The sequence below is a fragment of the Bosea sp. BIWAKO-01 genome, assembly GCF_001748145.1.
Lineage (GTDB): Bacteria > Pseudomonadota > Alphaproteobacteria > Rhizobiales > Beijerinckiaceae > Allobosea.
Genome location: NZ_BCQA01000001.1, coordinates 5685619 through 5709926 on the forward strand (window position 1 = coordinate 5685619; position 24308 = coordinate 5709926).

Sequence of the window (24308 nt, forward strand, 5' to 3'; positions counted from 1 at the left end):
CCTCACCGCATGGTTCTGATGCGCGGGTCGAGCGCCGCGTAAAGGAGATCGACGATCAGGTTCATGGCGACGACGGCGACGGCCGAGAAGATCACGACACCGACAACCGTCATGTTGTCCCTGAGCCGGATCGAGTCGACGAGCAGCAGGCCAAGACCCGGCCAGGTGAAGACCGTTTCGAGCAGGACGGCGCCGCCGAGCGCGGAGCCGAAGGCATAGCCAGCGATGGTGACCAGGGGCAGGCTCGAATTACGCATCACGTGGTTGCGGATGATCTGCCCGCGGCTCAAGCCCTTGGAACGGGCCGTGATGATGTAGCCTTGCGACAGCGTGTCGATGACGCTGGCGCGCATGATCCGCGCGATCCGCATGCCCTCGTGGACGCCGAAGGCGAGGACCGGCAGCGCGAGGTAGCGCATCTTCTCGAAGAGCCAGGCGAGCCCATGCGTCCGGCTGATCAACGGGCCGATGCCCTGGGTCGGAAACCAGCCCAGCCGGAGCGCAAACAGCATCACCAGGAGCTGACCGAGCCAGAATGTCGGGATCGCGTAGGCAATCAGGGCGGTCGTGGTCCAGAACTTGTCGACTCCCGGCCTGCGCGTCGTTCCCGCCGCGATACCGATCGCCATGCCGAGCGGAATCGCGAGCGCGAAGCTGACCGATGCCAACAGGATCGTCCGCGGCGCCCGCTCGAGGATCAGGTCGAGAACGCCGCGCTGGTTCTGATAGGAGAATCCGAAATCACCCTGCGCGACATTCAAGAGATAATTGCCGACCTGAACGAGGAAAGGGTCGTTCAGGCGATACTTCTCTTCGATCGCCTGCCGATACGCCGGCGGAACCGGGTAGTCGCCGACGAGAGCCTGCACAGGATCCCCAGGGATCATGTGCAGCATGGAGAACATCAGGACGATGATCGCCAGGAGCAGAGGGATTGCGTAGAGCGCCCGCCGGCCGACGAAGCGAAGCATCGGACCGCGCCCTCAGTTCAGCCGAAAGAATTCAGCGGCGTTGCCGTACAGCCATTTCTCGATGACCTTTTCCTTGAGCGGCAGCTGCTTGTACTCCCCGATGATGCTCTCGAAGGAGGTCCCGAACAGGTAGCGCGAGAGCCCGACCATCACCTTGTCCTGGAGCAGCGTGTTGCCGAACTGCAGGAACTGCTCCCAGCCTGAGCCGGGCTGGCTGAAATAGCGGGGATGATGGGCCGCCGTATCGACATAGAGCCGCGGGTGTCGGCGGAGCAGCCCGACCATCTCGTTCACCCAGGGCCATCCAGCCAGGCCGGCCACGATCCTGAGCTCGGGAAAATCGATGGCCACATCATCGAGATAGCGCGGATGTCCGAGATCATACGGCCGGTCATTGGCGTAGTTCATCGCCGTATAGATGCGGACCGGGACGTCGAGCTCGGCTGCCTTGGCGTAGAGCGGATAGTAGCGGCGATCATTCGCGGGCACGCCGTTATAGAGCGCCGATAGCCGCAGGCCGTTTGCGCCCTCCTCCTTGACCAGTCGCTCGAATTCGCGAACCGCCCGCATGCCGTCGAAGGGGTCGAAGGTCGTGAAGAGGAAGAAGCGACCGGGATGAGCCTGGTGAATCCGGCCCGTTGCGCTGTTTTCGGCGCCAACCAGCAGACCCCGCGAGATGCCGGCGCGATCCATGTCCTCAACCAGCCGCACCAGTCCGCCGTCATTGGCTTCGCCCTTGTTCGCCGGGGCCGTCTCCTTGCTCCTGAAGACATTGCCGTAATTGGCGAAGCCGTAGCCCTCGGGGCGCGGCAGCGACTGGGCGAAAGGCGTTCCGGGTCGCCCTCGCGAGATGCGCTCCAGATCCGGATTCGCCTCGCTGTGAGGCAAGCTCAGTTCCATGTCGATCACGCGGCTCATTCACATTTTCTCCGTGACGAGTGCAGGCGCAGATGTCACCCGCCTTCGAATATTGAGCGCCCGCCCGCGATAGGAGTCAATACAGTGATTAAATTTCGTCTGAAATGTTCACTATCTTGACATTTGGTCAAAATAGGGCCAGTTCTAACCGTGGCGAAACGGCAGAGATGCCGGACCTCCCGCGCCAGCGCATCAAGCAGAACAAATCGCAATTCATCATTATTCGATCGAACTAACGCAGCGCCTCTCAAGACATCATGCGGAGAAGACCTTGAAGATTCCGGTTGACGACCCCGACATCGCAACAACTCTCGTCAAAGGGCTTGCCGTTCTGGAGACTTTTCGCCCGAACCGTACCTTGATGAGCAATGGCGAGATCGCCAAGGAATCGGGGATCAACCGCTCCACGGTCGCGCGCCTGACCTATACGCTGGAGCAAATGGGCTATCTTAGGCAGGAGAAGTCCAAGTTCCGGCTGAGCTGGCGCGCGCTCATGCTGGTCAACCCGCTGCTGGTGAACCTGAAGCTGCTGCATATCGCGCGACCCTCGATGCAGAAGCTGGCTCAGGACCTCGGAGGTACGGTGTCGATCGGCACGATCGACCGAATCAACTTCGTCTATCTCGAGACCTCGCGGGTGAACGAGAATATCTGGACCTCGCCCGACCTCGGCACGATCGGGCCGCTGCTGCCGGCGACGATCGGCCATGCGCTGGGTTCGCTCCTGTCGGAAGACGAACTCAAGCTGAAACTCGAGGAGATGAAGCGCCGCTCGCCCGAGCTCTGGGCGAAATACTCCGAATCCTACCTGCAGGGCGTCGCCGATTGCCGCAGCCGGGGGTTTTCGGTGGCCAAGGGGGTCTGGATTCCCGGTACCCATTCCGCTGGCGTGCCGCTGATCCGGGACGCCAATGGCGATTGCTTCGGCATGAATTGCCGGGTGCCTGTCTTCCGGCTCAGCCCCAACCAGATCGAGGAAGAGGTCGCGCCCCGGCTGATTTCGCTGGCCGCGAATATTCGCAATCAACTGAGCTACATCATGCCGAGTTGAGGGCGATCGCTCAGTCGACCCGACGAAGGCCCGGCAAGTTCGCCGCTGGCGCAATGCCCTCGATGGATTGTGAACCGTAGATCGTCGAGAACCACATATCGGAGACGGTGCTCGCCACGAGCTGGGGCCTGGCTTGAAACGCCGCGAGCGAAGGCTGTGTCTGTCCATAGATCTTCAGGAGCAATTCATCGACCATCCCGATCAGGCAGAAGATCGTCAGTTTGAGCTTCTCCGCGTCCCACAACCCGAGCTGCCCCTCGCGGCGAAGTCTCGCGAGGACGCGCTCCACCATGGCGTTGTCGGCGCTTCGTCCGACCTCGGCGATCAGTTCGTCCTCGTCCTTGAGCCGGAAATGGCAGCGCATCAGTCCGACATTGCGGCGGAAGCATTCGACATAGTGCAGATTGGCCTGGTGGATGGCTTCGTATTGCGACGCATCGCGCGGAATCGGGCGGCGAGATGCACGCACGAACATGAAATAGTCAGCTATCGTTTTAGCAACGACGTCACGCTTGGCTGCAAAATACCTGTAAAATGTCCCGTGCGCGACGCCTGCGGTCGTCGCAATGAGATCAACTGAAATCGCGTGATAGTTTTTTTCTCTGAGCAGACGCGCGGTTGCCAGCTCGAGCTGCAGCTCAGTGCGAATTATCTTCTTTTCGCCTTGTGCAGCGGCCAAGCGCTTCTCGAGATAATCTACGTAATCGAAATCTACGTTTTCCAACAACAAGGGCCCGCCCTTCTCACGCTCGCTTCTAACAGCGCGCCCTATCGCGCTGCAATCTCGATCCCATCATAGCGCGCTTGACAAAAAATGACACCATCGTCACTTTTCATTCGCACCTCTTACTTGGAGCCGGATCAAATGAGTTCGACCGGAGCGACGATCGACTTCAGAAGCGTTCGAAAGACGTATGGAAAGTTCGTCGCGCTGGAGAGCTTCTCGATGCACGTCAAGCGCGGGGAGTTCATGACCCTGCTCGGCGCGAGCGGCTCGGGAAAGACGACCGCTCTCAACGCTCTGGCCGGCTTCACGGATATCGACAGCGGTGAAATCCTCATCGACGGCGTGCCGATCACCAAGCTGCCGACGGAAAAGCGCGACATCGGCATGGTGTTCCAGAGCTATTCGCTCTTTCCCCATCGCAATGTCATCCGCAACATCACGTTCCCCCTCGAGATGCGCGGCGTGCCGCGGGCCGAAGCCAGGCGGCGCTCGGAAAAGGCGCTCCAGATGGTTCGACTGGACGCGCTTGCGAACCGCATGCCGCACGAACTGTCAGGAGGTCAGAAGCAACGTGTGGCCTTTGCACGCGCCGTCGTGTTCGAGCCGCGGGTGCTGCTGATGGACGAGCCGCTCGGCGCCCTCGATCTGAAGCTGCGAGAGACTCTCCAGCTCGAGATCAAGGAATACCAGCGCCAGATCGGATGCACCGTCATCTATGTCACTCATGATCAAGGCGAGGCGCTGACGCTCTCCGACCGGCTGGCGGTCATGGACAAGGGCCAGGTCCTGCAGATCGGCCCCCCAGAGGAGCTCTACGACAAGCCGCAATCGCGCTTCGTGGCGGAGTTCGTGGGAGCAAACAACATTCTCAAGGTCGAGGGCGCCACGCCCGGTTCCGTGATGCTCGAAGGGCTCGGCCGCGTACCCGGCAATGTCGCGCATCTCGCAGCGGCCAGCTTCGCGTCAATCCGGCCGGAGCTCATCCAGATCCGCCAGGATGCCGCTGGCGCGCATCGCGCTATTCTCGCGGAGGCCGTCTTTTTCGGCAACTCCGTCCGCTACGTGCTGCGCGCCGCCGGTGGCAAGGACATCTCGGCCATCTCGCCACGCAGGCCAGGGCAGGATGTGCTGCCGCTGGGCACGCCGATCAGCTTCGATCTCAACGTCGCTGATCTTGTCTCACTCAAGGGTTGAGCTTCCCAGACCACGATAAAAACACAGGGGACTATCGATCATGACGATGACCAGAAGAGCTTTCGGAATCGGCACCGGTGCACTCGCCGGCGTCTTCGCATTCAAACCCTCATTCGCCCAGGACGTGACCATCGTCGTCAACGGGTCCGGTGGCGCGCTCGCCACCATGATCACGAAGATCTTCGAAGAGCCTTTCACCAGGGAAACCGGGATCAAGGTCAGGCCGACCGCGCCCGTGAGCCTTCCGAAGCTCAAGGCCATGGTCGAGTCCGGCAATGTCGAGTGGGATCTGACCGAGCTGAACGGCGACGACGTCGTGACGGCCACCAAGGCCGGATGGCTTGCAAAGATCGACTATTCGATCATCGATCCCGACAACAAGCTGCCGGCCATCGCAAAGCAACCGACAGCGATGGTCCGGGCGTCCTATTCAACCGTGATCGCTTTCCGGACCGACAAGTTCGGCAAGGGCAAGACGCCGCAATCCTGGGCCGATTTCTGGGACGTCAAAGCCTTCCCGGGCCCGCGCTCGCTGGAAAACTCTCCCAAGGGCAACCTTGAATTCGCGCTGCTGGCCGATGGCGTTTCGCCTGACAAGCTCTATCCCATCGACGTCGACCGCGCCTTCAAGAAGCTCGATCAGCTCAAACCCCATATTCCGGTCTGGTGGACCAACGGAGCCCAGCACGTCCAGCTGCTGATCGACGGCGAGGTCAGCATGACATCATGCTGGAACGGCCGCATCACGCCCCTGAGGAACGAGGGCAAGCCCGTCGACATCACCTTCAAGGGCGGAGCGTTGATGCTCTCCTTCCTCGCCATTCCCAAAGGCGCGAAGCACCCCACCGAGGCGATGCGCTTCATGAAGTTCCGCATGGATCCTGCGGCGTCGGCGGCATTCGTGAAGCAGGTCCCCTACCCCGGATTCGTGCCAGGAATGATGGAATTGCTGGACCCGGCCTTCGCGGCGACCCTGCCGACCTCGCCGGAAAACGCGGCGGTGCAGTTCGAGTTCAACAGCGCGTGGTGGGCGGAGAATCTCGACGCGGTCACGACGCGCTGGAACGAATGGCTGCTGATCTGAGCCGCTCGGGAATCTGATCGCACCATGAAACTCCGGTGGACGAAAACCACACTTCTTCTCGCGCCGGCGACGGTGCTGGCAGCGCTCCTCTTCGTTTATCCGGTGTTCGGCGTCCTGAAGCTGAGCGTCCACGATGGAATGGCGTTCACCACTGATGCGCTGCGACAAGTTTATCAGTCGCAGCTTTCCATCGTCGTCCTGCAGAGGACGTTCGTCACCGCCGCGACCGTGACGGTGATCTGCCTCGTCATGGGCTATCCCATGGCGTACTTCATGGCGGGGCTTTCGCCCCGCAAACGGGTGCTTGCGACCTATCTGATCCTCCTGCCGTTCTGGATCAGCATCCTGGTCAGGACCTATACCTGGATCATTCTTCTCGGGCGTGAAGGTATCTTCAACAAGGCGCTGGCCGCCCTTGGCCTGACGGCTGAGCCGATTCAGCTGCTCTACACACCGATCGCCGTTCACATCGGAATGGTGCAGATCCTGCTGCCGATCGTGATCCTGACCTGCCTGACCTCGATCCTCGATGTCGAGCGCGATCTCGTGAAGGCCGCCCGATCGCTCGGCGCCTCGCCAAGGCAGGCCTTCTGGAAGGTCGTCTTTCCGCTCAGCGTGAGCGGTGCGGCGACGGGTGGCATCATCTGCTTCATTCTCTGCCTCGGCTTCTACGTCACACCGACGCTGCTCGGTGGGCGAACCAGCACCCTCATCGCCAATCTCATCGATCTGCAGGTTCACAAGACGCTGAAATGGGACCTTGCGGCGGTGATGGCCTCGACCCTGCTGGCGGCGACCTTCACCTGTCTTCTGGCTTACTGGGCCCTCACGCGGAAGCGCTCCGAGTTCGCGACAGGAGGACTCGCACGATGACCAGGGCCGTCCTGACCGCGTACTTTGTCCTCGTCACCAGTTTTTTGCTGCTGCCGCTGTTCTTCCTCGTTCCGATTTCGCTGACCGACAGCCAGTTCCTCGAGTTCCCGCCGAAGTCGCTGTCCCTGCGCTGGTACAGGGAATTCTTCGTCGATCAGAGCTGGGCCGATGCCACGCTCGCGAGCCTCAAGATCGGGGTTGGCGCTACAATCCTGAGCCTGCTCTTCGGGACGCTCGCGTCGATCGCTCTCGTCCGTGCGGATTTTCGCGCCAAAGGCCTGCTGACGGCCATCTTCATCGCGCCCCTTATCATTCCATCGGTGGTCATCGCGCTGGCGCTCTACATCGTGTTCCTGCGCTGGCAGCTGGTGAACAACATCTATGCGCTGACATTGGTGCATGCGCTGATCGCCCTGCCCTATGTCGTCATGATCGTATCGGGGAGCCTTCGCAGATACGACATGACGATCGAGCGGGCGGCGCGCGTCCTTGGCGCGAGCCCCGTCAGGGCATTCCTCTACACGACGCTGCCTTATCTTGCGCCCGCCATGTTCGCTTCGGCGATCCTGGCCTTCTTCGCGTCCTTCGATGAACTGATCATCACGCTCTTCGTCTCCGGCGGCCTGCAGACGCTTCCCGTCCGCATCTGGAACGATCTCAGCCTGAAGCTCGACCCGACCGTGCCTGCCGTCGCAGTGATGCTGACGCTTCTCAGCATTGTCGGGATGACCGTGGGCGAAATCGCTCGCCGCCGGAACGAACGCCGATACCAGACGAATTCAGTGTCCGAGGCCTGACATGCAGCAAAACGACAGCAAACCCAAAGACTGGTCCGAGCTCAAGCCTCTCGTCGAGCGCATGAGGGCCAATATCGAGGCGGCTCCACTTGCGCGGAACATCGGCGCGTTCATCGATGAGCGAGCTTTAGCGAACGGCGACAAGACTCTTTGGACATTCTTCGAAGAGAGCGAGGGCGGCGTCGCGACCTATTCCGAAGCCAGATCGGCGATCGAGCAGGCGGCGGCGGGCCTCTATGCGGCTGGCGTACGCAAGGGCTCTCACGTCGCCGTCATGCTTCCGAACATTCCGGCGTTTCCGGTCACATGGCTTGCCCTGGCCAAACTCGGGGCGGTCATGGTGCCGGTCAACATCGGCTATACCGGCCGGGAGCTCAACTATGTGCTCACGGACTCGCAGGCCACCCACCTCGTCATCCACGCGGATTGTCTGCCCTCCTACGAGGCGTTGGGCGCAGAGGCGCCGCTGCGGAGTTCCGCCGTATTTCTCATTGGCAATGATCGCGATACGACGGACCAATATGCCCGGATCGACCGCAATCCGCCCGCCCTCCCAGCGGACCTGCCGCAACCCGCGCTCGATGACCTCGTCAACATCCAGTACACGTCCGGCACGACCGGATTTCCCAAAGGCTGCATGCTGACGCACCGATACTGGCTCACCATTTCCCTGGTGGCCGCGATGCGAGGCGGAGAAGCCGAGAATGCCACGAATATCCTGGCGGCCCAGCCCTTTTTCTACATGGACCCGCAGTGGCTGACCTTGATGGCGATGCGTGTCGGCGGCCAGGTCTTCGTCGCCCGCCGCGCCAGCGCAACGCGTTTCATGGATTGGGTCAGGACATACAAGATCCATTACTGCCTCTTTCCCGAGATTGTCTATCAGCAGGCACCCAAGCCATCCGACGCCGACAATGAGTTGAAGCGCGTTTCGATCTTCGGGTTCAACAAGGAAAAGCACGCCGATTTCGAGCGTCGCTACAATACGATCGCCCGGGAATCCTTCGGGATGACGGAGGTTGGATCGGCTCTGTTCCTGCCGCGAGAAGCCTATCACATGGTCGGCTCCGGCTCCTGCGGAATGGTCGCGCCGTTCCGCGAGGCACAGATCACCGACCCGGAAGGCAATGTCCTGCCCGCTGGCGAGATTGGCGAACTTTGCGTTCGCGGGCCGGGCATCATGCGGGGCTATTACCGCAAGCCGGAAGCGAACGAAGCCTCGTTCAGGGGCGACTGGTTCCGCACCGGGGACCTGTTCTGGCGCGACGCCGAAGGCTTCCACTATATCGTCGGGCGCTTGAAGGACATGATCCGCAGAAGCGGCGAGAATATTGCCGCCCGCGAAGTCGAAGCTGCGCTGACCGAAATGCCGCAGGTCCTCGAAGCCGCCGTCGTCGGCGTGAAGGATGCAGCGCGGGGCGAAGAAGTGAAGGCCTATATCGTCCTGCAGCCAGGCGTTTCGGAAGCCGAGGCCTCGCCCGAAATGATCTTCGAGCACTGCAAGAGCCGGCTCGCTCCGTTCAAGACGCCTCGTTACGTTGAGTATCGCGACACTCTTCCGAAGACCCCGTCCGAGAAGATCGCCAAGCAAAAGCTGATCGCAGAAAAATCCGACCTTCGCGTCGGCAGCTTCGATCGCGTCACCAATCAGTGGATCTGATTATATCTAAGGGATAGCTCTCATGCCTTTCGAATACGAGCGCGTCGGCAAGGTCGGTTACTTCACCATCCGCAATGGATCGGTAAATCCGATGACACCCGCGATGCACAAGCAATTCTATCATATGATGCTCGAATTCCTCGCCGACGACGAGGTGCGTGTCGGCATTCTGCAGGGTGCCGGAGACCGGGCCTTCTCGGCCGGCGACGACATCAAGAACGACTACGCCAAGTTCGCCACGCCCAAGGACGAACTCACCTATTACCTTGCCCCGAAGCACCGCGTCGCGGAGGGCGAGCCGGACACATTCACCTGGTCGCGCGAAGTGCTCTCTCTGAACCGCTTCAAGCCGATCGTCGGTGCGGTGCGCGGCTATTGCTACGGCCAGGGGATGATCTATCTCAGCCACCTCACGGATATCCGCGTGGCGTCGGAGGATGCCAAGTTCGGTTTCCCCGAGATCGCCTACGGCATGGGCGGTGCGGGCGGCTCGACCCGGTTGTCGCGGTATGTGCCCCATACGATCGCGATGGAAATGCTGCTGACGGGCGACCCGCTCTCGGCGCAGGACGCGCTGCGGGCGAACCTCGTCAATGCGGTGGTCCCCTCCGACCAGGTTCTGGCGAAGGCCGAGGAGTATGCCGCGCGCATCGCACGCCACCCTCAGCTTGCATTGCGGATCGAGATGGAAGCCTCGATGCGCTGCATGGACATGTCGCGCCAGGACGCGCTCGACTATGTGAAGAACCTCTACCGCATGCAGCGCCTCGCCTATAACGGCGAGGAAAAGGTCGATGCCTTCCTCTACAAGGCCAAGAATTGAGCAAGGATGTGCTGCCGAGCCGGCCGGCAGGGACTTCCCTGCCGATCGGCCGCGCTCCCAGCCTCGCAGCACGCCTGAGCATCGGACCGAGAAGCTAAATCCACCTTTCGGACCAATCCTGCACTACGCGGAGAAATGGAACGCCGATGCGTCCGCTCGGACGCATGGCGAACTAAACCTTCATGCCCGGGAGATTGAGCGAGGCAGTGTTGCCGCCATCGACGGCGAGAGCCTGCCCCGTGACATAGCTCGCGTCCTCGCTGGCCAGGAAGGCGATCACGCGGGCGACCTCGTCGGGATGGCCGTAGCGTCGCAATTCGCAGCGTGCGCCCAAGCGGTCCTCCTTCCCGAGTTCACGCGCCTTCTCGAAGATCGGCCGGGTCATCCCCGTCTCGATCAGGCCGGGGCAGACCGCGTTCACCCGGACGCCATAGGCTCCGAAATCGCAGGCAGCCGTCTGGGTCATGTTGATCACGGCTGCCTTCGACGCGCTGTAGGCATTGCCGCCCGCACCGGCCCTGATTCCCGCCACGGACGCGGTGTTGACGATCGCGCCGCGGCGAGCCTCGACCATGGCCGCGCCGGCATGCTTCATGAACAACATCGCGCCGAAGACGTTGACCTGCATCACCCTGTCCCATTCGGCGAGGTCCTGCTCAAGCGCACTTCCCTTCGAGCTTGCGATGCCGGCATTGTTGCAGAGGACATCGATGCGCCCGTGCCTTTCCAGTGCGCGGGACACGCAGGCGGAGACCGCGTCCTGGTCGGCAATGTCCAGCACCTCGACGGAATGGTCAGCGGCACGCGGCAGGCCCGCTGTGACGCTCGCAAGTTCGGCCTCGTTCCGATCGACCAGCACGAGAAACGCGCCCTCGGTGGCAAAGCGCTGCGCTGTGGCGCGGCCGATGCCGCTGGCCGCCCCGGTCACGATGCAGAGCTGGTCCGTGAATCGCATTGTCATTCCTGCCTCGCCTCTCGGTCAGTGTCAGTGGCTCGCGCCGGATCGGGCCACCTGCCGGCCGAGCTCCGCCAGCAGTCCTGCGCGCTGTGCGACATCGGCGGCATTGGCGTCGCTGGCATTGCCGAGCACGGAGCGGGCCATCACACCGTGCAGGATCGCCGACAGCCGGAAGAAGGACAGCGCCAGGAAGATGTGCCAGTCCGGGAGCGAGGCGCGGCCGCTCGCCCGGCAGTAATGCGCGATCACGTCCTCTTCGCGGGGGATGCCCAGCTCCTTGAAATCGAGCCCCGATAGCCCCCGTCCGCCCGCGACGGTCGGAGCGATGTGATAGGGCATGCAGTAATAGGCGAGATCGCTGAGCGGATGGCCGAGCGTGGACAGCTCCCAGTCGAGCACCGCCGCCACCTGCGGGCCATCGCGGCGGTAGCAGAGATTGCCGATCCGGTAGTCGCCATGCACGATCGTGGTTTCATCCGCCACGCCGCAATGCTCGCGCAGCCAATCGGCGAGCCAGGTCAGGTCAGCGATCTCGCCAGCCTCCGACGAAGCACGATACTGCTTCGTCCAACGGTCGACCTGACGCGCGACATAGCCGCCGGGCGGACCATAATCGCCGAGCCCGACGTCCTCGGGAACCACCGCGTGCAGCGCCGCCAGGGTATCGACGGCGGCGAAATTGAGCGAAGCGCGGTCGTCACGCGGCAGGTCGGGAAGCGCCAGGCTGTCGTACTGACGCCCGTCGACGAAATCCATGACGTAAAAGGCTGTCCCGATCACCTCGGCGTCTTCGCAAAGCGCCAGAGCCTGGGGAACCGCAACCGCGGTCTCCGCCAGCGCCCTGATGATCCGGAACTCGCGCTCGACCTGATGCGCCTTCGGCAGCAGCTTTCCGGGGGGCTTCTTGCGCAGAACGCAGCGTCGGTCCCGCGTGGAGATCAGGAATGTCGGATTGGATTGCCCGCCCTGGAACTGACGCACGGAAATTGGGCCCCCGAAACCGGGGACATGGACCTCCAGCCAGCGAGCCAGTGACAGCTCATCGAACCGGTGGTTCTCGATCACTTCGACGAGTGTCGCGACGGGAGCTGTCATCACACGCCTCAGCTGATGGTTTCGCCGCCATCGGCGACGATGACCTGGCCGGTGATGTAGGCGGATGCCGGGCTGGCCAGGAAATGCACGATGCCGGCGATGTCCTCGACCTCGCCGAAGCGGCGCAAGGGAGTGCGCTGCTCCATCTGCGCGCGCCGTTCGGGCGATTCCACCAGTTCGCGAGCGAAGTCGGTGCGCACGATGCCGGGCGCGATGGCGTTGACCCGGATTCCCCTCGGGCCCCATTCCACGGCGAGATTGCGCGCCAGGGCGGCCTCCGCGGCCTTGGACATGCCGTAGGCGCCGATCACCCCCGTGCCGCGGAGGCCTGCGATCGAGGACATCATGATGACGGCGCCGCCACCACGCTCGGCCATCTGTGGAAGGACGAGATTGCTGAGCCAGATCGCACTCTGCACGTTGACCGACATGATCTTGGTGAAGGCCTCGTCCGGCAGGCTCGACAAGGGCCCGTAGACCGGATTGATCGCCGCGTTGCAGACCAGGATGTCGATCCCGCCCCAGAGCTCCAGGACGTGGTCGACGAGCCCCTTCAGCTGCTCATGCGAACCGACATGGCAGGCCTTGGCAATGGCCTCGCCGCCGCTCGCCCGGATTTCCGCGGCCACGGCGTCGCAGGCGTCCTGCTTTCGGCTGGACACCACGACCCGGGCACCGCTGCGCGCGAGCTGCTGCGCCGTCGCCTTGCCGATCCCGCGGGACGAGCCCGTGATCAGGGCGACCTTGCCTTGGACATCGAACATCGCATGCACCTCAGTTGCGGTAGGTCTTCAATTCCATGCGGGCGATGCTGTCGCGATGAACCTCGTCTGGACCATCGGCGAAGCGCAGGCTGCGGGACTTGACCCAGGCGGCGGCGAGGAAATGGTCCTGAGAGACGCCGGCCGCGCCATGGATCTGGATAGCGCGATCGATGACGTCGCAGGCCATGTTCGGCACGACGACCTTGATCATCGCGATCTCGCGACGAGCAGCCTTGTTGCCGACCGTGTCCATCATATGCGCGGCCTTCAGGACGAGCAGCCGCGCCGCCTCGATCTCGCAGCGCGAGCGTGCGATCTGATCACGGACGACGCCCTGATCCGCCAGCAGCTTGCCAAAAGCCGTCCGAGACAGCGCACGGCGGCAGGCTGCCTCCAGCGCCCGTTCGGCCAGGCCGATCGAACGCATGCAGTGATGGATGCGGCCAGGCCCGAGCCGCCCTTGTGCGATCTCGAAGCCACGCCCTTCGCCAAGCAGCATGTTGGTCGCCGGCACACGGACATTCTCGAAAGTGATCTCGGCATGGCCATGCGGCGCATGATCATAGCCGTAGACCGTCAGCGCCCGTTCCACGGTGACTCCGGGCGTGTCGAGCGGCACCAGGATCATCGACTGCTGTTGATGCTTCGCAGCGTCCGGATTGCTCCGGCCCATGACGATGGCAATCTTGCAGTGATCGCTGAGCGCACCGGAACTCCACCATTTGCGCCCGTTGATGACGTATTCGTCGCCGTCGCGGCGGATCTCGGTTTGAATATTGGTGGCGTCCGAGGAGGCGACGTCCGGTTCGGTCATCGAGAAGCAGGAGCGGATCGCCCCGTCGAGAAGCGGCTCGAGCCAATCCCGCTTCTGGGCTTCCGTGCCATAGAGAACCAGGGTTTCCATGTTTCCGGTGTCGGGCGCCGAGCAATTGAAGATCTCGGGCGCGATGGCGGAACGGCCCATCACCTCGCAGAAATGGGCATAGTCCAGGTTGTTGAGCCCTGCCCCGTAGCGCGTGTCGGGCAGAAACAGATTCCACAGTCCTTCGGCACGGGCGCGCTGCTGCAACTCGCCGATGATCCGGGGTGTGCCCCACCGTGACGGCAGGGCGGCGTGCTGGCGCTCAAAAACCTCCTCGTTCGGGTAGACGTGCTCGTCCATGAAGCGCTGCAAGGCCGCCAGACGCGGCTTGTGGATGTCCCTGAGCTCAAACATCTGCTTTTTCCGCATGCTGGATGGATGGATTGGGCTGACTTCCCGGCCGCCACCGGAACGTGCCGATGCCGTGGGCGACACGCTCGCCTTCGCTGTCGAAGACATGGGCCTCGGCGGTGAAGCTCGACTTGCCGGCCGAGATCGTCCGTCCCTCGACCGATAGCCACCCGGCACGGACCGGGCGGGTGAATTGCGTGGTCAGCGAAATGGTGATGGCGAAACGTGGCGCCTGCCCCTCTTCGGCGTGCAGGCCAGACGCGCAGGCGGCGAAGTCGATCATCGTGCAGAGCACGCCGCCATGGACGTAGCCCATGCGATTGAGATGTTCCGGGCCGATCTGAAGTCCGCCCTTGACGTGACCGACCGCCGATTCCTGGAGGTCGAGCCCGAGCAGGCCAAAGACGCCGATATCGGCATAGCTCGTGGCGCTCACGACAGGGCCCGGCCGGTCGTGAGGACGATCTTGCCGATGGCGCTGCGGGCCGCGAGCAGCTGAAGCGCCTCGACCGTATCCGCAAGATCAAGGGTGCGGCTGATCAGAGGCTTCAGCTTGCCCTCTTCGAACCAGGTGAAGAGCTGGCTGAAATTATCCTTGTTGGCCTGGCGGTTGCGCGCGGCGAACGTCCCGAAAAAGACACCCACAAGCGCGCAGCCCTTGAGCAGCAGAAGGTTCGCGGGAATGCGCGGAATGGTGCCCGCGGCGAAACCGACGACGAGGACGCGTCCCTCCCACGCCGTGACGCGCACAGCCTGCTCCAGAAAATCCCCACCGACCGGATCGTAGACCACGTCGACGCCCTTGTCGGCCGTGAGTTCCTTGACGCGGTCCCGAAGCGATTCCGTTGCGTAGTTGATCAGGTGATCCGCGCCGGCAGCGCGCGCTACCTCCAGCTTTTCCGCACTGCTTGCGGCAGCAATAACGGTTGCGCCCATCGCCTTGCCGATTTCGACGGCGGCCAGGCCGACACCACCGCTTGCACCGAGGACGAGGAGCGTTTCACCGGGCAGCAGCTGCGCCCGCTGTTTGAGAGCGTGCATGCTCGTGCCGTAGGTCATCGAAAAGCCGGCGGCCGTGACGGGATCCATGCTGGCCGGACGCCGCATCAACCGCGCCGCGCTGACCACAGATTCCTCGGCGAACGCACCCACGCCAACCATGCCGACGACCGGCATGCCGACTTCTAGATGCGTAACGCCATCTCCAACCGATTGCACGATGCCGGCGATCTCGGTGCCGGGCGTGAAGGGCAGCGGTGGTTTGACCTGGTATTTTCCCTCGACCATCAGCGTGTCGGGGAAATTGACCCCTGCAGCCTCGATGGCGACGCGCACCTCGCCCGGCCCTGGCTCGCCCAACTCCTTCGCTTCGACGACGAGATCTTCCAGCGGCCCAAACGCCTTGCAGATGACTGCGCGCATTTTTCTCTCCCTATGGTCGGATTCGAGGGTGCCGCCGAAAACCGCGGTCGGACGACCCGGCAGGCGGCGCTCGCAGATGAATCAGGCGGCAGCGCCGGCCCGGCGGGCGTCGCGGATCATGTTCCTGGCGATGACGAGTTGCTGGATCTGGGTCGTGCCCTCGTAGATCCGGAACAGGCGCACATCCCGGTAGAACCGCTCGATCCCCGCATCGGCGACGTATCCGGCTCCGCCATGGATCTGGACAGCCTTGTCCGCGACACGCCCCACCATCTCGGAGGCAAACATCTTGGCGCAGGCTGCTTCGGTGGCGATGCCGTGGCCGGCATCGCGCCGACGCGCGGTCTCCTCGACCATGCAGCGCGCGGCAAAGCTCTCCGCCTTCATGTCGGCCAGCATGGCCTGCACCAACTGGAACTCGGCGATCGGCTTGCCGAACTGGTGCCGCTCCATGGCGTAGGCGAGACTGTCGGCGATCAAACGCTCGGCGACGCCGACGCAGACGCCGGCAATGGTCAGGCGGCCGCGATCGAGCACCTTCATGGCGGTCACGAAGCCCTTGCCCTCATAGTCAGGGCCGCCAAGGATCGCGCTCTTCGGCACACGGACATTGTCGAAGATCACGTCGCAGGTATGGGCGCCCTGCTGCCCCATCTTCTTGTCGGTTCGTCCCAGCGTGATGCCGGGCCGATCGGCATCGACCAGAAACGCCGAGATACCCGAAGCCGTTTTGCTGTCGGGGTCGGTGCGCGCAAAGACCGTGAAGAGACCGGCGACCGGGGCGTTGGTGATGAAGCGCTTTGTGCCGTTAATGACGAAATCATCGCCATCGCGACGGGCCGAACTGCGCAGCGACCCTGCATCGGAGCCTGCCTCCGGCTCGGTCAGGCAGAAGGAGCCGACGAGCTCCCCGCTCGCCATTTGAGGCAGGTAATGGCTCTTCTGCTGCTCCGTGCCGTCGATGATGATGCCTTGCGAACCGATGCCGTTATTGGTGCCGATCATCGAGCGGAAGGCCGGAGAGGTTCCGCCAAGCAGGAACGAGACCTGGACCTCTTCCGAAAGCGTGAGTTCGAGGCCGCCATAGGCCTCCGGAATCGCCATGCCGAACAGCCCCAGCTCACGCATCTGCGCAATGATTCCGGCAGGCACCTGATCGTTCTGCGAGACGAGCGCCTCGCTCGGCCTCAGCTTTTCGCGGACGAAGCGCTCGACCGTGTCGAGCAGCTGGCGGAACACATCAGGGTCGAGCGCCATCTAATTCCATTCCTCGGAATTTAATTCCATTATTGAGTTTTCTCGCATATGGTCTATCTGACCGTCAAGCCGGCTGGGGCGGTTGGACCGCTCGGGGATGTGCTTTCTTGTGTCCCGATCAGCTGGACGATGGTGACGAAGCAGCATGCGAAAGCGCGAGACGCCGGTGGGCGCCGCCCTCCCGGGCGAGACCGAGGACCAGGACCCCCGCTTCGTTACGGCGCTGGCGCGCGGCCTGAATGTGCTGCGGTCTTTCAAGCGCGGGGATCGCGCCCTCGGCAATCAGGAGCTTGCCGACCGGACCGGGTTGGCGAAGTCGACGATTTCACGGCTGACCTACACGTTGAGCAAGCTGGGCTATCTCGAGTACTCGCCGATGAGCGGTCAGTACTCGCTCTCGGCCGCAGCCCTGGCGCTCGGCTTCTCGGCGCTTGGCAACCTGGCCATCCGGGACGTCGCACGGCCGCTGATGCAGGAACTGGCCGACCGCGTCGGCGCCTCGGTCGCACTTGGCGCAGCCGACCAGCGCACGATGATCTATATCGAGGAATGCCGCGGTTCGAGCCCGCTCCATCTCGGTATCGAGATCGGCTCGCATATCAGGATGGCGACCTCGGCGATGGGGCGCGCCTATCTCGCAAGCCTGGATCCGGCGACCCGATCACGCATCGTCGATGTGCTCTGCGACCACGAGCTCGACGCCGAAAGCATCCGTTTCGGAATCGACACTGCCGTCAGCGAATACGCCGCTCATGGCTACGTTCGCTCGGTGGGGGAATGGAAGCAGGAGATCAATTCGGTTGGCGTGCCAATCCTCCTGCACGGCTCGCGCCCCTTCGCGCTGAACTGCGGGGGATCGGCACTCTCGTTGCCAAAGGAGAAGCTGGACGAGGTCGGAGCCCAGTTGCAGGACGTCGCCCGCCGGATCCGCCAGGCACTGGGCAGCGACTGACCCTGCGCGATGAAGGCCATAGGGCGGGGGCCGTGCTGCCCCCCGAACCCGACCAAGACCCACCCTTGTGCGAAAAACCATCTTCACCGCGTCGACGTGGATGAAAGTCCCGCTATAGTCGGAAAAACCGAGCATTGGGGGATCGCATGCCTATCGCCTCTTACGTAAGTGCCGCCATCGCCGGCCTTGTTGCTGCAACAGTCCTGGTCTCGCATGGCTCGGCGGCGGAGGGCCGGTTCGCGGCCTATCAGGGAGCCTGGCTTGCGGACGGCTCGGCCTGTGAGGACGTATTCACATCAAGCCGCAGCGGCACGGTCTTCAAGAGCCCACCCGATCTTTTCGTGGCGGCCTTCATTTTCAGCGGCGACCGCATCAGGACACCAGTTGCCACCTGTAAGATCCGGTCCGTCAAACAAGTCGGCGATCGCGACATCCTGTCGCTCGGCTGTGTCAATTCCGTCTCCACGGCTCAGACGACCGCGATCATGGGCAAGGGAGCGGATGGCCGCCTCAAGCGCTTCTACAGCGCGGCCGACACCAGCGGAACAAATTACAGGCTTTGCCCGAAATAGGCGGGCACCGCTTACTGATGCTCACGGCGATCCGCTGAGCTGAGCGCGTGCATCGGTACTGGACGGTCAGCCGGCCAGCACCATGCTCGGCACAGCCAGAATCCCGATGGAATGGCGGCAGAAGCCACTCCGCACCAGCCTTGCCTTGGCTCCGCCTGATCAGAAGACGAATCAATAAACTCAGCGAAACCATTTAGCTGAAACAGAAAATTGCGCGCCTGCCGGAGCGCCGTCGTGGCGATCCGGCTGCGTTCCCCTTGCGATCAGAACGCCAGATCGGGAGCGAGCGCCACCAGGAAGTCCCGGGCGTCGAACAGCGCGCCCGGAGCGAAGACGCCGCCCCGTGCCTTCCCGCCGTTCAGGAGCCGCTCGACAGCTTCGACCACGAGCGGCGCCGTGATGGCATAGATATCCTGGCCACGAGCGGACGCCCGCCGCACAGTCTCCCCCCGTCGGATTTCGACCTCGACGAGGAACTTTTGCGCCGAGCGCCCTGAGGCATCGGCCGCGACCGGAGCCGGCGTGGTGACGTCACGCAGATCTCGCAGCGGCGCCGTGTTCAGGTAGCTGTGAAGGTCCGACAGCTGGAGATGGCTGTCGATCAGGATCGCCTCGGTGAAGGGCAGTTCGACCATCTCCTGCGCGCCAAAGGGCTCGGCGAAGGGCCAGACGGCGTTCGGAGCCGGATCGGGCAGATGCTGCAGTCTCCCCTCCGAGATCGTCACGCGCCTCGCCGTGTTGCGTTGCCCCGTCACCCGCGTGCCCTCGGTCGGATGCCAGCTGTCCAGGGCGATCGCGACGCGGGCCTCATCGGCGTGGGGCCAGTCGCCCATCGCGGCTGTCGCCAGCAGGTCGCTCAGGCCGCCATAGAAGCCCATGGCGGGAATGACGGCGACGCCTGCCTCTTCCGCGGCCGAGGAGTAGCGCTCGAAGGTCGCCCGGGCGCTGGGCTGTTCTGCCGTCACGTCGAGATAGGGGATGCGCGCCTGCAAGGCTGCCGGGACCAGGAACTCGGCCGTGTCGAGAAACGGCCCGGCGCAGTTGATCAGCGCCGCCGCTCCGGAGAGGACGCGGGCGAGCGCTGCCGAATCCGCAAGCGCTGCAACGTCCTGCCTGACCCCGGCCGGGAAACCCGCCGCCGCCAGCTTTTCGGCATCACGCCCGATCGCAATGGCCGGGAAGCCGCGCCGCAGCAGCTCCCTGATCACGAAGCGGCCCGTATGTCCGGCGGCCCCGTAGACTGCAATGGCAGGCTTGCTGATCCCTGCCGCCTCAAACTGATCGCTCATGACATCCTCCCGCTACAGACCTGTCTGCTTCTTTTTGGGTACAGACAGGTCTGTAGCGTGTCAAGCAGCAAGCTGCTATCATCGCCTCATCACGGGAGAGCAGTGCATGCGGACGGAGCCAACGAACCAACGGCCGGCCGAGGAAACGGGCCAGGTCGACATGCGCGAGCGGCTGCTCGCGACCGCATCCGACCTGTTCTACCGCCGTGGCGTCCGCGCCGTCGGCGTCGATGTGATCATCGAGGCGGCCGGCGTCGCGAAGACGAGCCTCTACCGGCACTTTCGCACAAAGGACGACCTCATCGCCGCGTATCTGCAGCGGGAGGACGCGGATTTCTGGGCACTCTGGGATAGTGTGGCAGCGCGCCATTCAGGCGACGGCGAAGCCGAGCTCGACGCCCATATGGGCTGGATCGGCGAGCGCGTCGGCCGGCCGCATTATCGCGGCTGCCCCCAGATCAACGTCGCCGCGGAATTTCCGGACGAAGACCACCCTGCCCGGCTCGTGGCAAGGACGCACAAGCAGCAATTGTACGACCGCCTGCAGGGCATCACCGAGCGGCTCCGGGTCAAGCATCCCGACGTGCTTGCGACCCAACTCTCGGTGCTCATCAATGGGGCCTTCGTCAGTTCGCAGATCCTCTCCTCCTGCGATGCGACAGCGATCCTGCGGCAGATGACGCACGCCCTGATCACGGCGGCCCGGCACGCTCCGGCTCGCGCCGCGTAGCCGTAGCGCACAGCACTCTCGCTTTGGCCGGCCCCGAACGCGCCCCAACACGGGCGGTTTGGGCGATCACATGTCCTTGGTCTGCCGGACGGTATTGAGGAAGGCTTTCACGATCCGGCTGGCCTCGCGCTTCCGCAAGATGACGACATGCGCGTAGGTGTAGATCTCCGCATCCGCGATCGGGATCAGGCGGAGTGCCGGGTCAGGCACGAATTCGGCGACCGAGACATAGCTGATGCCGAGCCCGCGGATCACTGCCTCGCGGATCGCCTCGCGGCTACCGATCTCCATGACGGTGCGCGGCCTCGTCCTGGTCGCGGCGAGCGCTTCCTCAAAGGCCCTTCGCGTCGTCGATCCGCGCTCACGCACGATCATCGCCTCGCCGTCGAGCGCCGCAATGTCGATGCTCGGGCATCCGGCCAGCCGGTGATCCGCCCGCACGAACACCGCGACCGGATGCCGGCGATAGGGAATGGTGAGCAGCCGATCATCCTCGTCGAGATAGGCCAGCACGGCGACGTCGCAGCGATACTCGAAGAGATCGTCCAGGACTTCGGTCGAATTGCCGATCTTCACGGCAAGTTCGATCCCGGGATAGGCACGGTTGAAGGCCGCGAGCATCTCGGTGACGTGATAGGGGCCAACCGCGCTGATCGACAACCGGCCGGTCCTGAGTTCGCGCGACTGCTCGAGAAAGGCGATCGCCTCGTCCTCCTCCGAGAACAGGCGGGTGGTGATCGCCAGCAATTGTCGCCCCGCGTCGCTCAGTTCCCGGCGCCGCCCCTTCCGGACGAAGAGTTCGACCCCGTACTCGTCCTCGAGCGCGCCAACCTGTGCGGTCAGCGTCGGCTGGCTGATGTTGAACTCCGCGGCAGCGGCATTGAAGCCGCCTGCCGTGGCAACGGCATGGAAAGAGCGAAGGCGCGTATAACGCATAGTAAATTTCTATCTATCAGCTCTGAAAAATCAATTTGTTTATTCGATCGCCCTTTGTGAGCATCCACTCCAACAGCGCCGGGAAAGCGCGGCGAACGAGACGGAACGAGGGTGGAACGCATGCATTGGGCCTATTGGAATCCCGTCAGGATTCGGTTCGGCGCCGGCCTGTTCGATGAGGTCGCCGGCCTGATCGGCAAGCGGCGCTGGGCGCTCGTCACCTATGACCAGCCGATCTTTCGCGACCTCGCGGAGCGCCTGGCACAGGCTGCCGGGGCGCCGGTGGTGACGATCGCCAATATCGAGACCAATCCCGATTGTGCCGATCTCGTCGAATCCTGCCGCCTGTTCGGCGCATCTGTAGAGCGGGCCGAGGTCATCGTCGCGCTCGGCGGCGGCTCGATGATCGACGCGGCCAAGGTGCTTGCCGCCAGCGGGGGCGATTTCGAGACCGTGCGCCGCCATCTCGTCGACAAGGCTCCGCTCGATGCCTCCAGCATCATTCCGATCATCGCCGTTCCCACGACGGCCGGAACCGGCAGCGAAGTCACCTCCTGGGCCACCGTCTGGGACGCCGCCCATGGCAGCAAATATTCGCTCGCCCATCCCCGGCTCTATCCCGAGGCGGCCGTGCTCGACCCTGCCCTGACGCTGGGGGCGCCGCGCGGCCTGACGCTTGCGACCGGGCTCGACGCGCTCTCGCATGCGCTGGAGAGCATCTGGAACGTCAATGGCAACCCGGTCTCGGCCAATTACGCCGTGGAGGCCGCGCGCGAGATCATCGACACCCTGCCGCGGCTGATGGAGCGGCTCGACGATATCGGCCTCAGGGAGCGCCAGATGCGCGCCAGCCTGCTGGCGGGCCTCGCCTTCTCCAACACCAAGACGGCGCTGGCCCATAACATCTCCTACGACATCACGCTGAAGAGCGGCACGATCCACGGCATCGCCTGCTCGTTCTCGCTGCCGATCGTGATGCGCTGGGCCATGGGCACGCAGCCGCAATGCGATGCCGCGCTCCGGCGGGTGTTCGGCAGCGATCTCGATGCCGGCGCCGAACGGCTTGGCCTGTTCCTGCAAGGGCTCGGCGTCAAGACCGACCCGGCCGCCTATGGCGTCTCGCCGGTCGAATGGGACCGGCTGGTGGCAAAGGCGCTGGAGGGTGAGCGGGGTCGCAATTTCATCGGGAGACAGGCCGCCAAAGCTGCCTAACATCACTCACATCAGGGCTACGGCGCCCGTAATCGGTTCACCGGCAAGGTCAAAGGACCACCGGATCATCTTGGGAGGATGACATGAACATTTCGCGTCGGAAGGTGTTGACGGGTTCGCTTGCCGCAGCGGGGGCCGTTCTGGCCATGCCGCATCTGGTTCGGGCCCAGACGAAGCTGATCCGGGTCGGGCTGATCCCGTCGGAGGATTCCCGCGCCATGCTGGAATCGAGTCAGCAATTGCTGGACGCACTGGAGAAGAATCTCGGCATCAAGGTCCAGGGCTTCGTCGCCTCGGACTATAACGGCGTCATCGAAGCCATGCGCTCGGGCCATGTCGAGGTCGCCTATCTCGGCCCGTTCTCCTATGTGCTCGGCACCACGGTCGCGCCGATCGAGGCCTTCGCGACCGCCGAAACCGCCAAGTCCGGCCGCACCTATTACCACGCCCAGATCATCACGCGGAAAGACAGCGGCATCAAGGAAGTGAAGGACCTGAAGGGCCGCACCTTTGCCTTCGTCGATCCTTCCTCCACTTCCGGCCACCTCTTCCCGAAGGCCGGGCTGATGAAGATCGGCTTTGATCCGGAGAAGGATTTCGGCCGCGTGCTCTTCACCGGCTCGCATGACGCCAATGCGCTCGCCGTCGCCAATAAACGCGTCGACGCCGCGACGATCGCCGACCGCATCTTCGATGCCGCGGTCCAGAAGAAGCTGATCGACCCGGCGAATATCCAGGTCGTCTGGCGCTCCGACCCGATCCCGGAATCGCCGACCTGCTGGCGCAAGAACCTGCCCGACGACCTGAAGAAGCAGATCAGGACCGCCTTCCTGAACATCAGGGACATCACCTGGGCCGATCAGGGCAAGCTCAACCGCTTCGTCGAGACCAACGACCAAGCCTACGACATCATCCGGGACACAGCGAAAGTGCTGAATCTCGATCTGGCCAAGATGAAGTAACCGCGCCTGGCGCGGTTCACGGAGGATCCGAGATGATCAAGATCGAAGGGCTGAAGAAGTCCTATGTCGGTCGGCCGGTGCTGCAGGGCATCGACCTGACCGTGAGAGCAGGCGAGTTCCTGGTCGTGCTAGGCCCCAGCGGTGCCGGCAAGTCGACGCTGTTGCGCTGCATCAACGGGCTGGTGCAGCCCGATGCGGGTCGGACCGTAATCGACGGCACCGTCTTCGACGCCAAACGCAGCGTGCGCGGCGAGCGGCCCGTCGCCATGATCTTCCAGCACCACAATCTGGTGAAGCGCCTTTCGGTGCTGAAGAACGTGCTCGTCGGCCGCATGGCCGGGCTCTCATCCTTCCTGTCGATGCTGCAGCTCTTTCCCAGGCGGGACGTCGATATCGCGATGGAATGCCTGACGCGGGTCGAGCTGGCGCACAAGGCCAATGCGCGGGGCGACCAGCTTTCAGGCGGCGAGCAGCAGCGCGTCGGCATCGCCAGGGCGCTGGCGCAACAGCCGGCGGTGATCCTGTGCGACGAGCCGGTGGCGAGCCTCGATCCGAAGACCTCGCGCGTGGTGCTCGGCTACCTCAAGGCGATCTGCAAGGAGGAAGGCATCGCCGTGATCTGCAACCTGCACCAGGTCGACTATGCCGTGGAATTCGGCGAGCGCATCGTCGGGCTCAGCGGCGGCAAAGTAATCTTCGACGACGCGCCGGACCAGCTGACCTCCGAGATCGTCCACCAGATCTATCCCGGCCTCGAAGACCCCGGAATTAGCCGCGTCCTGAAGCCGCGCCCGGTGGCCCAGCCGGTGCTGGCGTCCCCGTTCATCGCCACCGCAACCGCCTGAACG

25 protein-coding genes are annotated in these 24308 nt (G+C 63.5%); 13 read left to right on the top strand and 12 right to left on the bottom strand.

The annotated features are described in order from the left end of the window. Window positions 1-2: 2 nt before the first annotated feature. Both BIWAKO_RS26445 and BIWAKO_RS26450 read right to left on the bottom strand, forming a co-directional pair. Window positions 3-971, bottom strand: a complete 969-nt coding sequence (locus BIWAKO_RS26445) for an ABC transporter permease (RefSeq protein WP_069881187.1) — start codon at window positions 969-971, stop codon at window positions 3-5. A 12-nt stretch (window positions 972-983) separates the two neighbouring features. Continuing rightward, window positions 984-1889: an amidohydrolase family protein gene (locus BIWAKO_RS26450; RefSeq protein WP_069881188.1), complete on the bottom strand. Its 906-nt coding sequence runs from the start codon at window positions 1887-1889 to the stop codon at window positions 984-986. A 271-nt stretch (window positions 1890-2160) separates the two neighbouring features. Here BIWAKO_RS26450 and BIWAKO_RS26455 point away from each other — a divergent pair, with 271 nt between their 5' ends. Continuing rightward, window positions 2161-2940 (top strand): IclR family transcriptional regulator, encoded by a 780-nt coding sequence (locus BIWAKO_RS26455; protein WP_069881189.1) that lies wholly within the window; start codon window positions 2161-2163, stop codon window positions 2938-2940. A gap of 10 nt (window positions 2941-2950) precedes the next feature. Here BIWAKO_RS26455 and BIWAKO_RS26460 read toward each other — a convergent pair whose 3' ends face one another. Then, window positions 2951-3670, bottom strand: a complete 720-nt coding sequence (locus tag BIWAKO_RS26460; RefSeq protein ID WP_176733407.1) for a TetR/AcrR family transcriptional regulator — start codon at window positions 3668-3670, stop codon at window positions 2951-2953. Between the two features lie 135 nt (window positions 3671-3805). Between BIWAKO_RS26460 and BIWAKO_RS35565 the strand changes: the two genes are divergently transcribed. Genes BIWAKO_RS35565 through BIWAKO_RS26490 form a run of 6 tightly spaced genes read left to right on the top strand, consistent with a single transcriptional unit; the run spans window position 3806 to window position 10098 of the window. Further along, the gene (locus tag BIWAKO_RS35565) at window positions 3806-4861 is read left to right on the top strand and encodes an ABC transporter ATP-binding protein (RefSeq protein ID WP_069881191.1); all 1056 of its coding nucleotides are present in this window, start codon (window positions 3806-3808) and stop codon (window positions 4859-4861) included. 40 nt (window positions 4862-4901) lie between these two features. Beyond that, window positions 4902-5945, top strand: coding sequence for an ABC transporter substrate-binding protein (locus tag BIWAKO_RS26470; protein WP_084651855.1), 1044 nt, complete (start codon window positions 4902-4904; stop codon window positions 5943-5945). Between the two features lie 24 nt (window positions 5946-5969). Continuing rightward, window positions 5970-6818: an ABC transporter permease gene (locus tag BIWAKO_RS26475; RefSeq protein ID WP_069881192.1), complete on the top strand. Its 849-nt coding sequence runs from the start codon at window positions 5970-5972 to the stop codon at window positions 6816-6818. Then, the gene (locus BIWAKO_RS26480) at window positions 6815-7615 is read left to right on the top strand and encodes an ABC transporter permease (protein ID WP_069881193.1); all 801 of its coding nucleotides are present in this window, start codon (window positions 6815-6817) and stop codon (window positions 7613-7615) included. Before BIWAKO_RS26475 ends, BIWAKO_RS26480 begins: the two co-directional genes overlap by 4 nt. A 1-nt stretch (window position 7616) precedes the next feature. Continuing rightward, window positions 7617-9275 carry an AMP-binding protein gene (locus BIWAKO_RS26485; RefSeq protein WP_084651859.1) on the top strand — a complete coding sequence of 553 codons (1659 nt, stop codon included), beginning with the start codon at window positions 7617-7619 and terminating at the stop codon, window positions 9273-9275. A 22-nt stretch (window positions 9276-9297) separates the two neighbouring features. Continuing rightward, the gene (locus BIWAKO_RS26490; protein WP_069881194.1) at window positions 9298-10098 is read left to right on the top strand and encodes an enoyl-CoA hydratase/isomerase family protein; all 801 of its coding nucleotides are present in this window, start codon (window positions 9298-9300) and stop codon (window positions 10096-10098) included. A 172-nt stretch (window positions 10099-10270) separates the two neighbouring features. Here the strand turns inward: BIWAKO_RS26490 and BIWAKO_RS26495 are convergent, their stop codons facing one another. The 7 genes from BIWAKO_RS26495 to BIWAKO_RS26525 all read right to left on the bottom strand — a co-directional run bounded on the left by BIWAKO_RS26495 (window position 10271) and on the right by BIWAKO_RS26525 (window position 16807). After that, on the bottom strand, window positions 10271-11059 hold the full coding sequence (locus tag BIWAKO_RS26495; RefSeq protein ID WP_069881195.1) for an SDR family NAD(P)-dependent oxidoreductase: 789 nt from the start codon (window positions 11057-11059) through the stop codon (window positions 10271-10273). A gap of 24 nt (window positions 11060-11083) precedes the next feature. Beyond that, complete coding sequence (locus BIWAKO_RS26500) at window positions 11084-12151, bottom strand: phosphotransferase family protein (RefSeq protein ID WP_069881196.1); 1068 nt, start codon at window positions 12149-12151, stop codon at window positions 11084-11086. A gap of 8 nt (window positions 12152-12159) precedes the next feature. After that, window positions 12160-12915, bottom strand: coding sequence for an SDR family NAD(P)-dependent oxidoreductase (locus BIWAKO_RS26505; protein ID WP_069882815.1), 756 nt, complete (start codon window positions 12913-12915; stop codon window positions 12160-12162). 10 nt (window positions 12916-12925) lie between these two features. Continuing rightward, complete coding sequence (locus tag BIWAKO_RS26510; protein ID WP_069881197.1) at window positions 12926-14131, bottom strand: acyl-CoA dehydrogenase family protein; 1206 nt, start codon at window positions 14129-14131, stop codon at window positions 12926-12928. Then, window positions 14124-14564 (bottom strand): PaaI family thioesterase, encoded by a 441-nt coding sequence (locus tag BIWAKO_RS26515; RefSeq protein ID WP_069881198.1) that lies wholly within the window; start codon window positions 14562-14564, stop codon window positions 14124-14126. Before BIWAKO_RS26515 ends, BIWAKO_RS26510 begins: the two co-directional genes overlap by 8 nt. Then, the gene (locus BIWAKO_RS26520) at window positions 14561-15550 is read right to left on the bottom strand and encodes an NADPH:quinone oxidoreductase family protein (protein WP_069881199.1); all 990 of its coding nucleotides are present in this window, start codon (window positions 15548-15550) and stop codon (window positions 14561-14563) included. The genes BIWAKO_RS26515 and BIWAKO_RS26520 overlap by 4 nt, the downstream gene beginning before the upstream one ends. An 81-nt stretch (window positions 15551-15631) precedes the next feature. Next, window positions 15632-16807, bottom strand: coding sequence for an acyl-CoA dehydrogenase family protein (locus tag BIWAKO_RS26525; RefSeq protein WP_069881200.1), 1176 nt, complete (start codon window positions 16805-16807; stop codon window positions 15632-15634). Window positions 16808-16952: 145 nt separating this feature from the next. On the opposite strand from BIWAKO_RS26525, the gene BIWAKO_RS26530 reads away from it, so the two are divergent. Together BIWAKO_RS26530 and BIWAKO_RS26535 are read left to right on the top strand one after the other, a co-directional pair. Continuing rightward, window positions 16953-17759 carry an IclR family transcriptional regulator gene (locus tag BIWAKO_RS26530; RefSeq protein ID WP_069881201.1) on the top strand — a complete coding sequence of 269 codons (807 nt, stop codon included), beginning with the start codon at window positions 16953-16955 and terminating at the stop codon, window positions 17757-17759. Between the two features lie 146 nt (window positions 17760-17905). After that, the gene (locus BIWAKO_RS26535; RefSeq protein ID WP_069881202.1) at window positions 17906-18331 is read left to right on the top strand and encodes a hypothetical protein; all 426 of its coding nucleotides are present in this window, start codon (window positions 17906-17908) and stop codon (window positions 18329-18331) included. A 263-nt stretch (window positions 18332-18594) separates the two neighbouring features. Here the strand turns inward: BIWAKO_RS26535 and BIWAKO_RS26540 are convergent, their stop codons facing one another. Continuing rightward, entirely contained in the window at window positions 18595-19620 is a 1026-nt protein-coding gene (locus BIWAKO_RS26540) for a saccharopine dehydrogenase family protein (protein WP_069881203.1), read from the bottom strand. A gap of 106 nt (window positions 19621-19726) precedes the next feature. Between BIWAKO_RS26540 and BIWAKO_RS26545 the strand changes: the two genes are divergently transcribed. Continuing rightward, window positions 19727-20350 carry a TetR/AcrR family transcriptional regulator gene (locus tag BIWAKO_RS26545; RefSeq protein ID WP_069881204.1) on the top strand — a complete coding sequence of 208 codons (624 nt, stop codon included), beginning with the start codon at window positions 19727-19729 and terminating at the stop codon, window positions 20348-20350. A 66-nt stretch (window positions 20351-20416) separates the two neighbouring features. Here BIWAKO_RS26545 and BIWAKO_RS26550 read toward each other — a convergent pair whose 3' ends face one another. Next, entirely contained in the window at window positions 20417-21286 is an 870-nt protein-coding gene (locus tag BIWAKO_RS26550) for a LysR substrate-binding domain-containing protein (RefSeq protein WP_069881205.1), read from the bottom strand. A 120-nt stretch (window positions 21287-21406) separates the two neighbouring features. Between BIWAKO_RS26550 and psrA the strand changes: the two genes are divergently transcribed. The 3 genes from psrA (at window position 21407) to phnC (ending at window position 24305) form a co-directional block, all read left to right on the top strand. Then, the gene (psrA, locus tag BIWAKO_RS26555) at window positions 21407-22498 is read left to right on the top strand and encodes an iron-containing alcohol dehydrogenase PsrA (RefSeq protein WP_069881206.1); all 1092 of its coding nucleotides are present in this window, start codon (window positions 21407-21409) and stop codon (window positions 22496-22498) included. 83 nt (window positions 22499-22581) lie between these two features. Beyond that, entirely contained in the window at window positions 22582-23460 is an 879-nt protein-coding gene (gene phnD / locus BIWAKO_RS26560; RefSeq protein WP_069881207.1) for a phosphonate ABC transporter substrate-binding protein, read from the top strand. Window positions 23461-23492: 32 nt separating this feature from the next. Further along, window positions 23493-24305, top strand: coding sequence for a phosphonate ABC transporter ATP-binding protein (gene phnC / locus BIWAKO_RS26565; RefSeq protein WP_069881208.1), 813 nt, complete (start codon window positions 23493-23495; stop codon window positions 24303-24305). Window positions 24306-24308: the final 3 nt, after the last annotated feature.

Bases quoted from the DNA above. Each gene is read 5' to 3' on its own strand.
- BIWAKO_RS26445 (WP_069881187.1), bottom strand. From the start codon at position 971: ATGCTTCGCTTCGTCGGCCGGCGGGCGCTCTACGCAATCCCTCTGCTC.
- BIWAKO_RS26450 (WP_069881188.1), bottom strand. From the start codon at position 1,889: ATGAGCCGCGTGATCGACATGGAACTGAGCTTGCCTCACAGCGAGGCG.
- BIWAKO_RS35565 (WP_069881191.1), top strand. From the start codon at position 3,806: ATGAGTTCGACCGGAGCGACGATCGACTTCAGAAGCGTTCGAAAGACG.
- BIWAKO_RS26470 (WP_084651855.1), top strand. From the start codon at position 4,902: ATGACGATGACCAGAAGAGCTTTCGGAATCGGCACCGGTGCACTCGCC.
- BIWAKO_RS26475 (WP_069881192.1), top strand. From the start codon at position 5,970: ATGAAACTCCGGTGGACGAAAACCACACTTCTTCTCGCGCCGGCGACG.
- BIWAKO_RS26480 (WP_069881193.1), top strand. From the start codon at position 6,815: ATGACCAGGGCCGTCCTGACCGCGTACTTTGTCCTCGTCACCAGTTTT.
- BIWAKO_RS26485 (WP_084651859.1), top strand. From the start codon at position 7,617: ATGCAGCAAAACGACAGCAAACCCAAAGACTGGTCCGAGCTCAAGCCT.
- BIWAKO_RS26490 (WP_069881194.1), top strand. From the start codon at position 9,298: ATGCCTTTCGAATACGAGCGCGTCGGCAAGGTCGGTTACTTCACCATC.
- BIWAKO_RS26495 (WP_069881195.1), bottom strand. From the start codon at position 11,059: ATGACAATGCGATTCACGGACCAGCTCTGCATCGTGACCGGGGCGGCC.
- BIWAKO_RS26500 (WP_069881196.1), bottom strand. From the start codon at position 12,151: ATGACAGCTCCCGTCGCGACACTCGTCGAAGTGATCGAGAACCACCGG.
- BIWAKO_RS26505 (WP_069882815.1), bottom strand. From the start codon at position 12,915: ATGTTCGATGTCCAAGGCAAGGTCGCCCTGATCACGGGCTCGTCCCGC.
- BIWAKO_RS26510 (WP_069881197.1), bottom strand. From the start codon at position 14,131: ATGTTTGAGCTCAGGGACATCCACAAGCCGCGTCTGGCGGCCTTGCAG.
- BIWAKO_RS26520 (WP_069881199.1), bottom strand. From the start codon at position 15,550: ATGCGCGCAGTCATCTGCAAGGCGTTTGGGCCGCTGGAAGATCTCGTC.
- BIWAKO_RS26525 (WP_069881200.1), bottom strand. From the start codon at position 16,807: ATGGCGCTCGACCCTGATGTGTTCCGCCAGCTGCTCGACACGGTCGAG.
- BIWAKO_RS26530 (WP_069881201.1), top strand. From the start codon at position 16,953: ATGCGAAAGCGCGAGACGCCGGTGGGCGCCGCCCTCCCGGGCGAGACC.
- BIWAKO_RS26535 (WP_069881202.1), top strand. From the start codon at position 17,906: ATGCCTATCGCCTCTTACGTAAGTGCCGCCATCGCCGGCCTTGTTGCT.
- BIWAKO_RS26540 (WP_069881203.1), bottom strand. From the start codon at position 19,620: ATGAGCGATCAGTTTGAGGCGGCAGGGATCAGCAAGCCTGCCATTGCA.
- BIWAKO_RS26545 (WP_069881204.1), top strand. From the start codon at position 19,727: ATGCGGACGGAGCCAACGAACCAACGGCCGGCCGAGGAAACGGGCCAG.
- BIWAKO_RS26550 (WP_069881205.1), bottom strand. From the start codon at position 21,286: ATGCGTTATACGCGCCTTCGCTCTTTCCATGCCGTTGCCACGGCAGGC.
- psrA (WP_069881206.1), top strand. From the start codon at position 21,407: ATGCATTGGGCCTATTGGAATCCCGTCAGGATTCGGTTCGGCGCCGGC.
- phnD (WP_069881207.1), top strand. From the start codon at position 22,582: ATGAACATTTCGCGTCGGAAGGTGTTGACGGGTTCGCTTGCCGCAGCG.
- phnC (WP_069881208.1), top strand. From the start codon at position 23,493: ATGATCAAGATCGAAGGGCTGAAGAAGTCCTATGTCGGTCGGCCGGTG.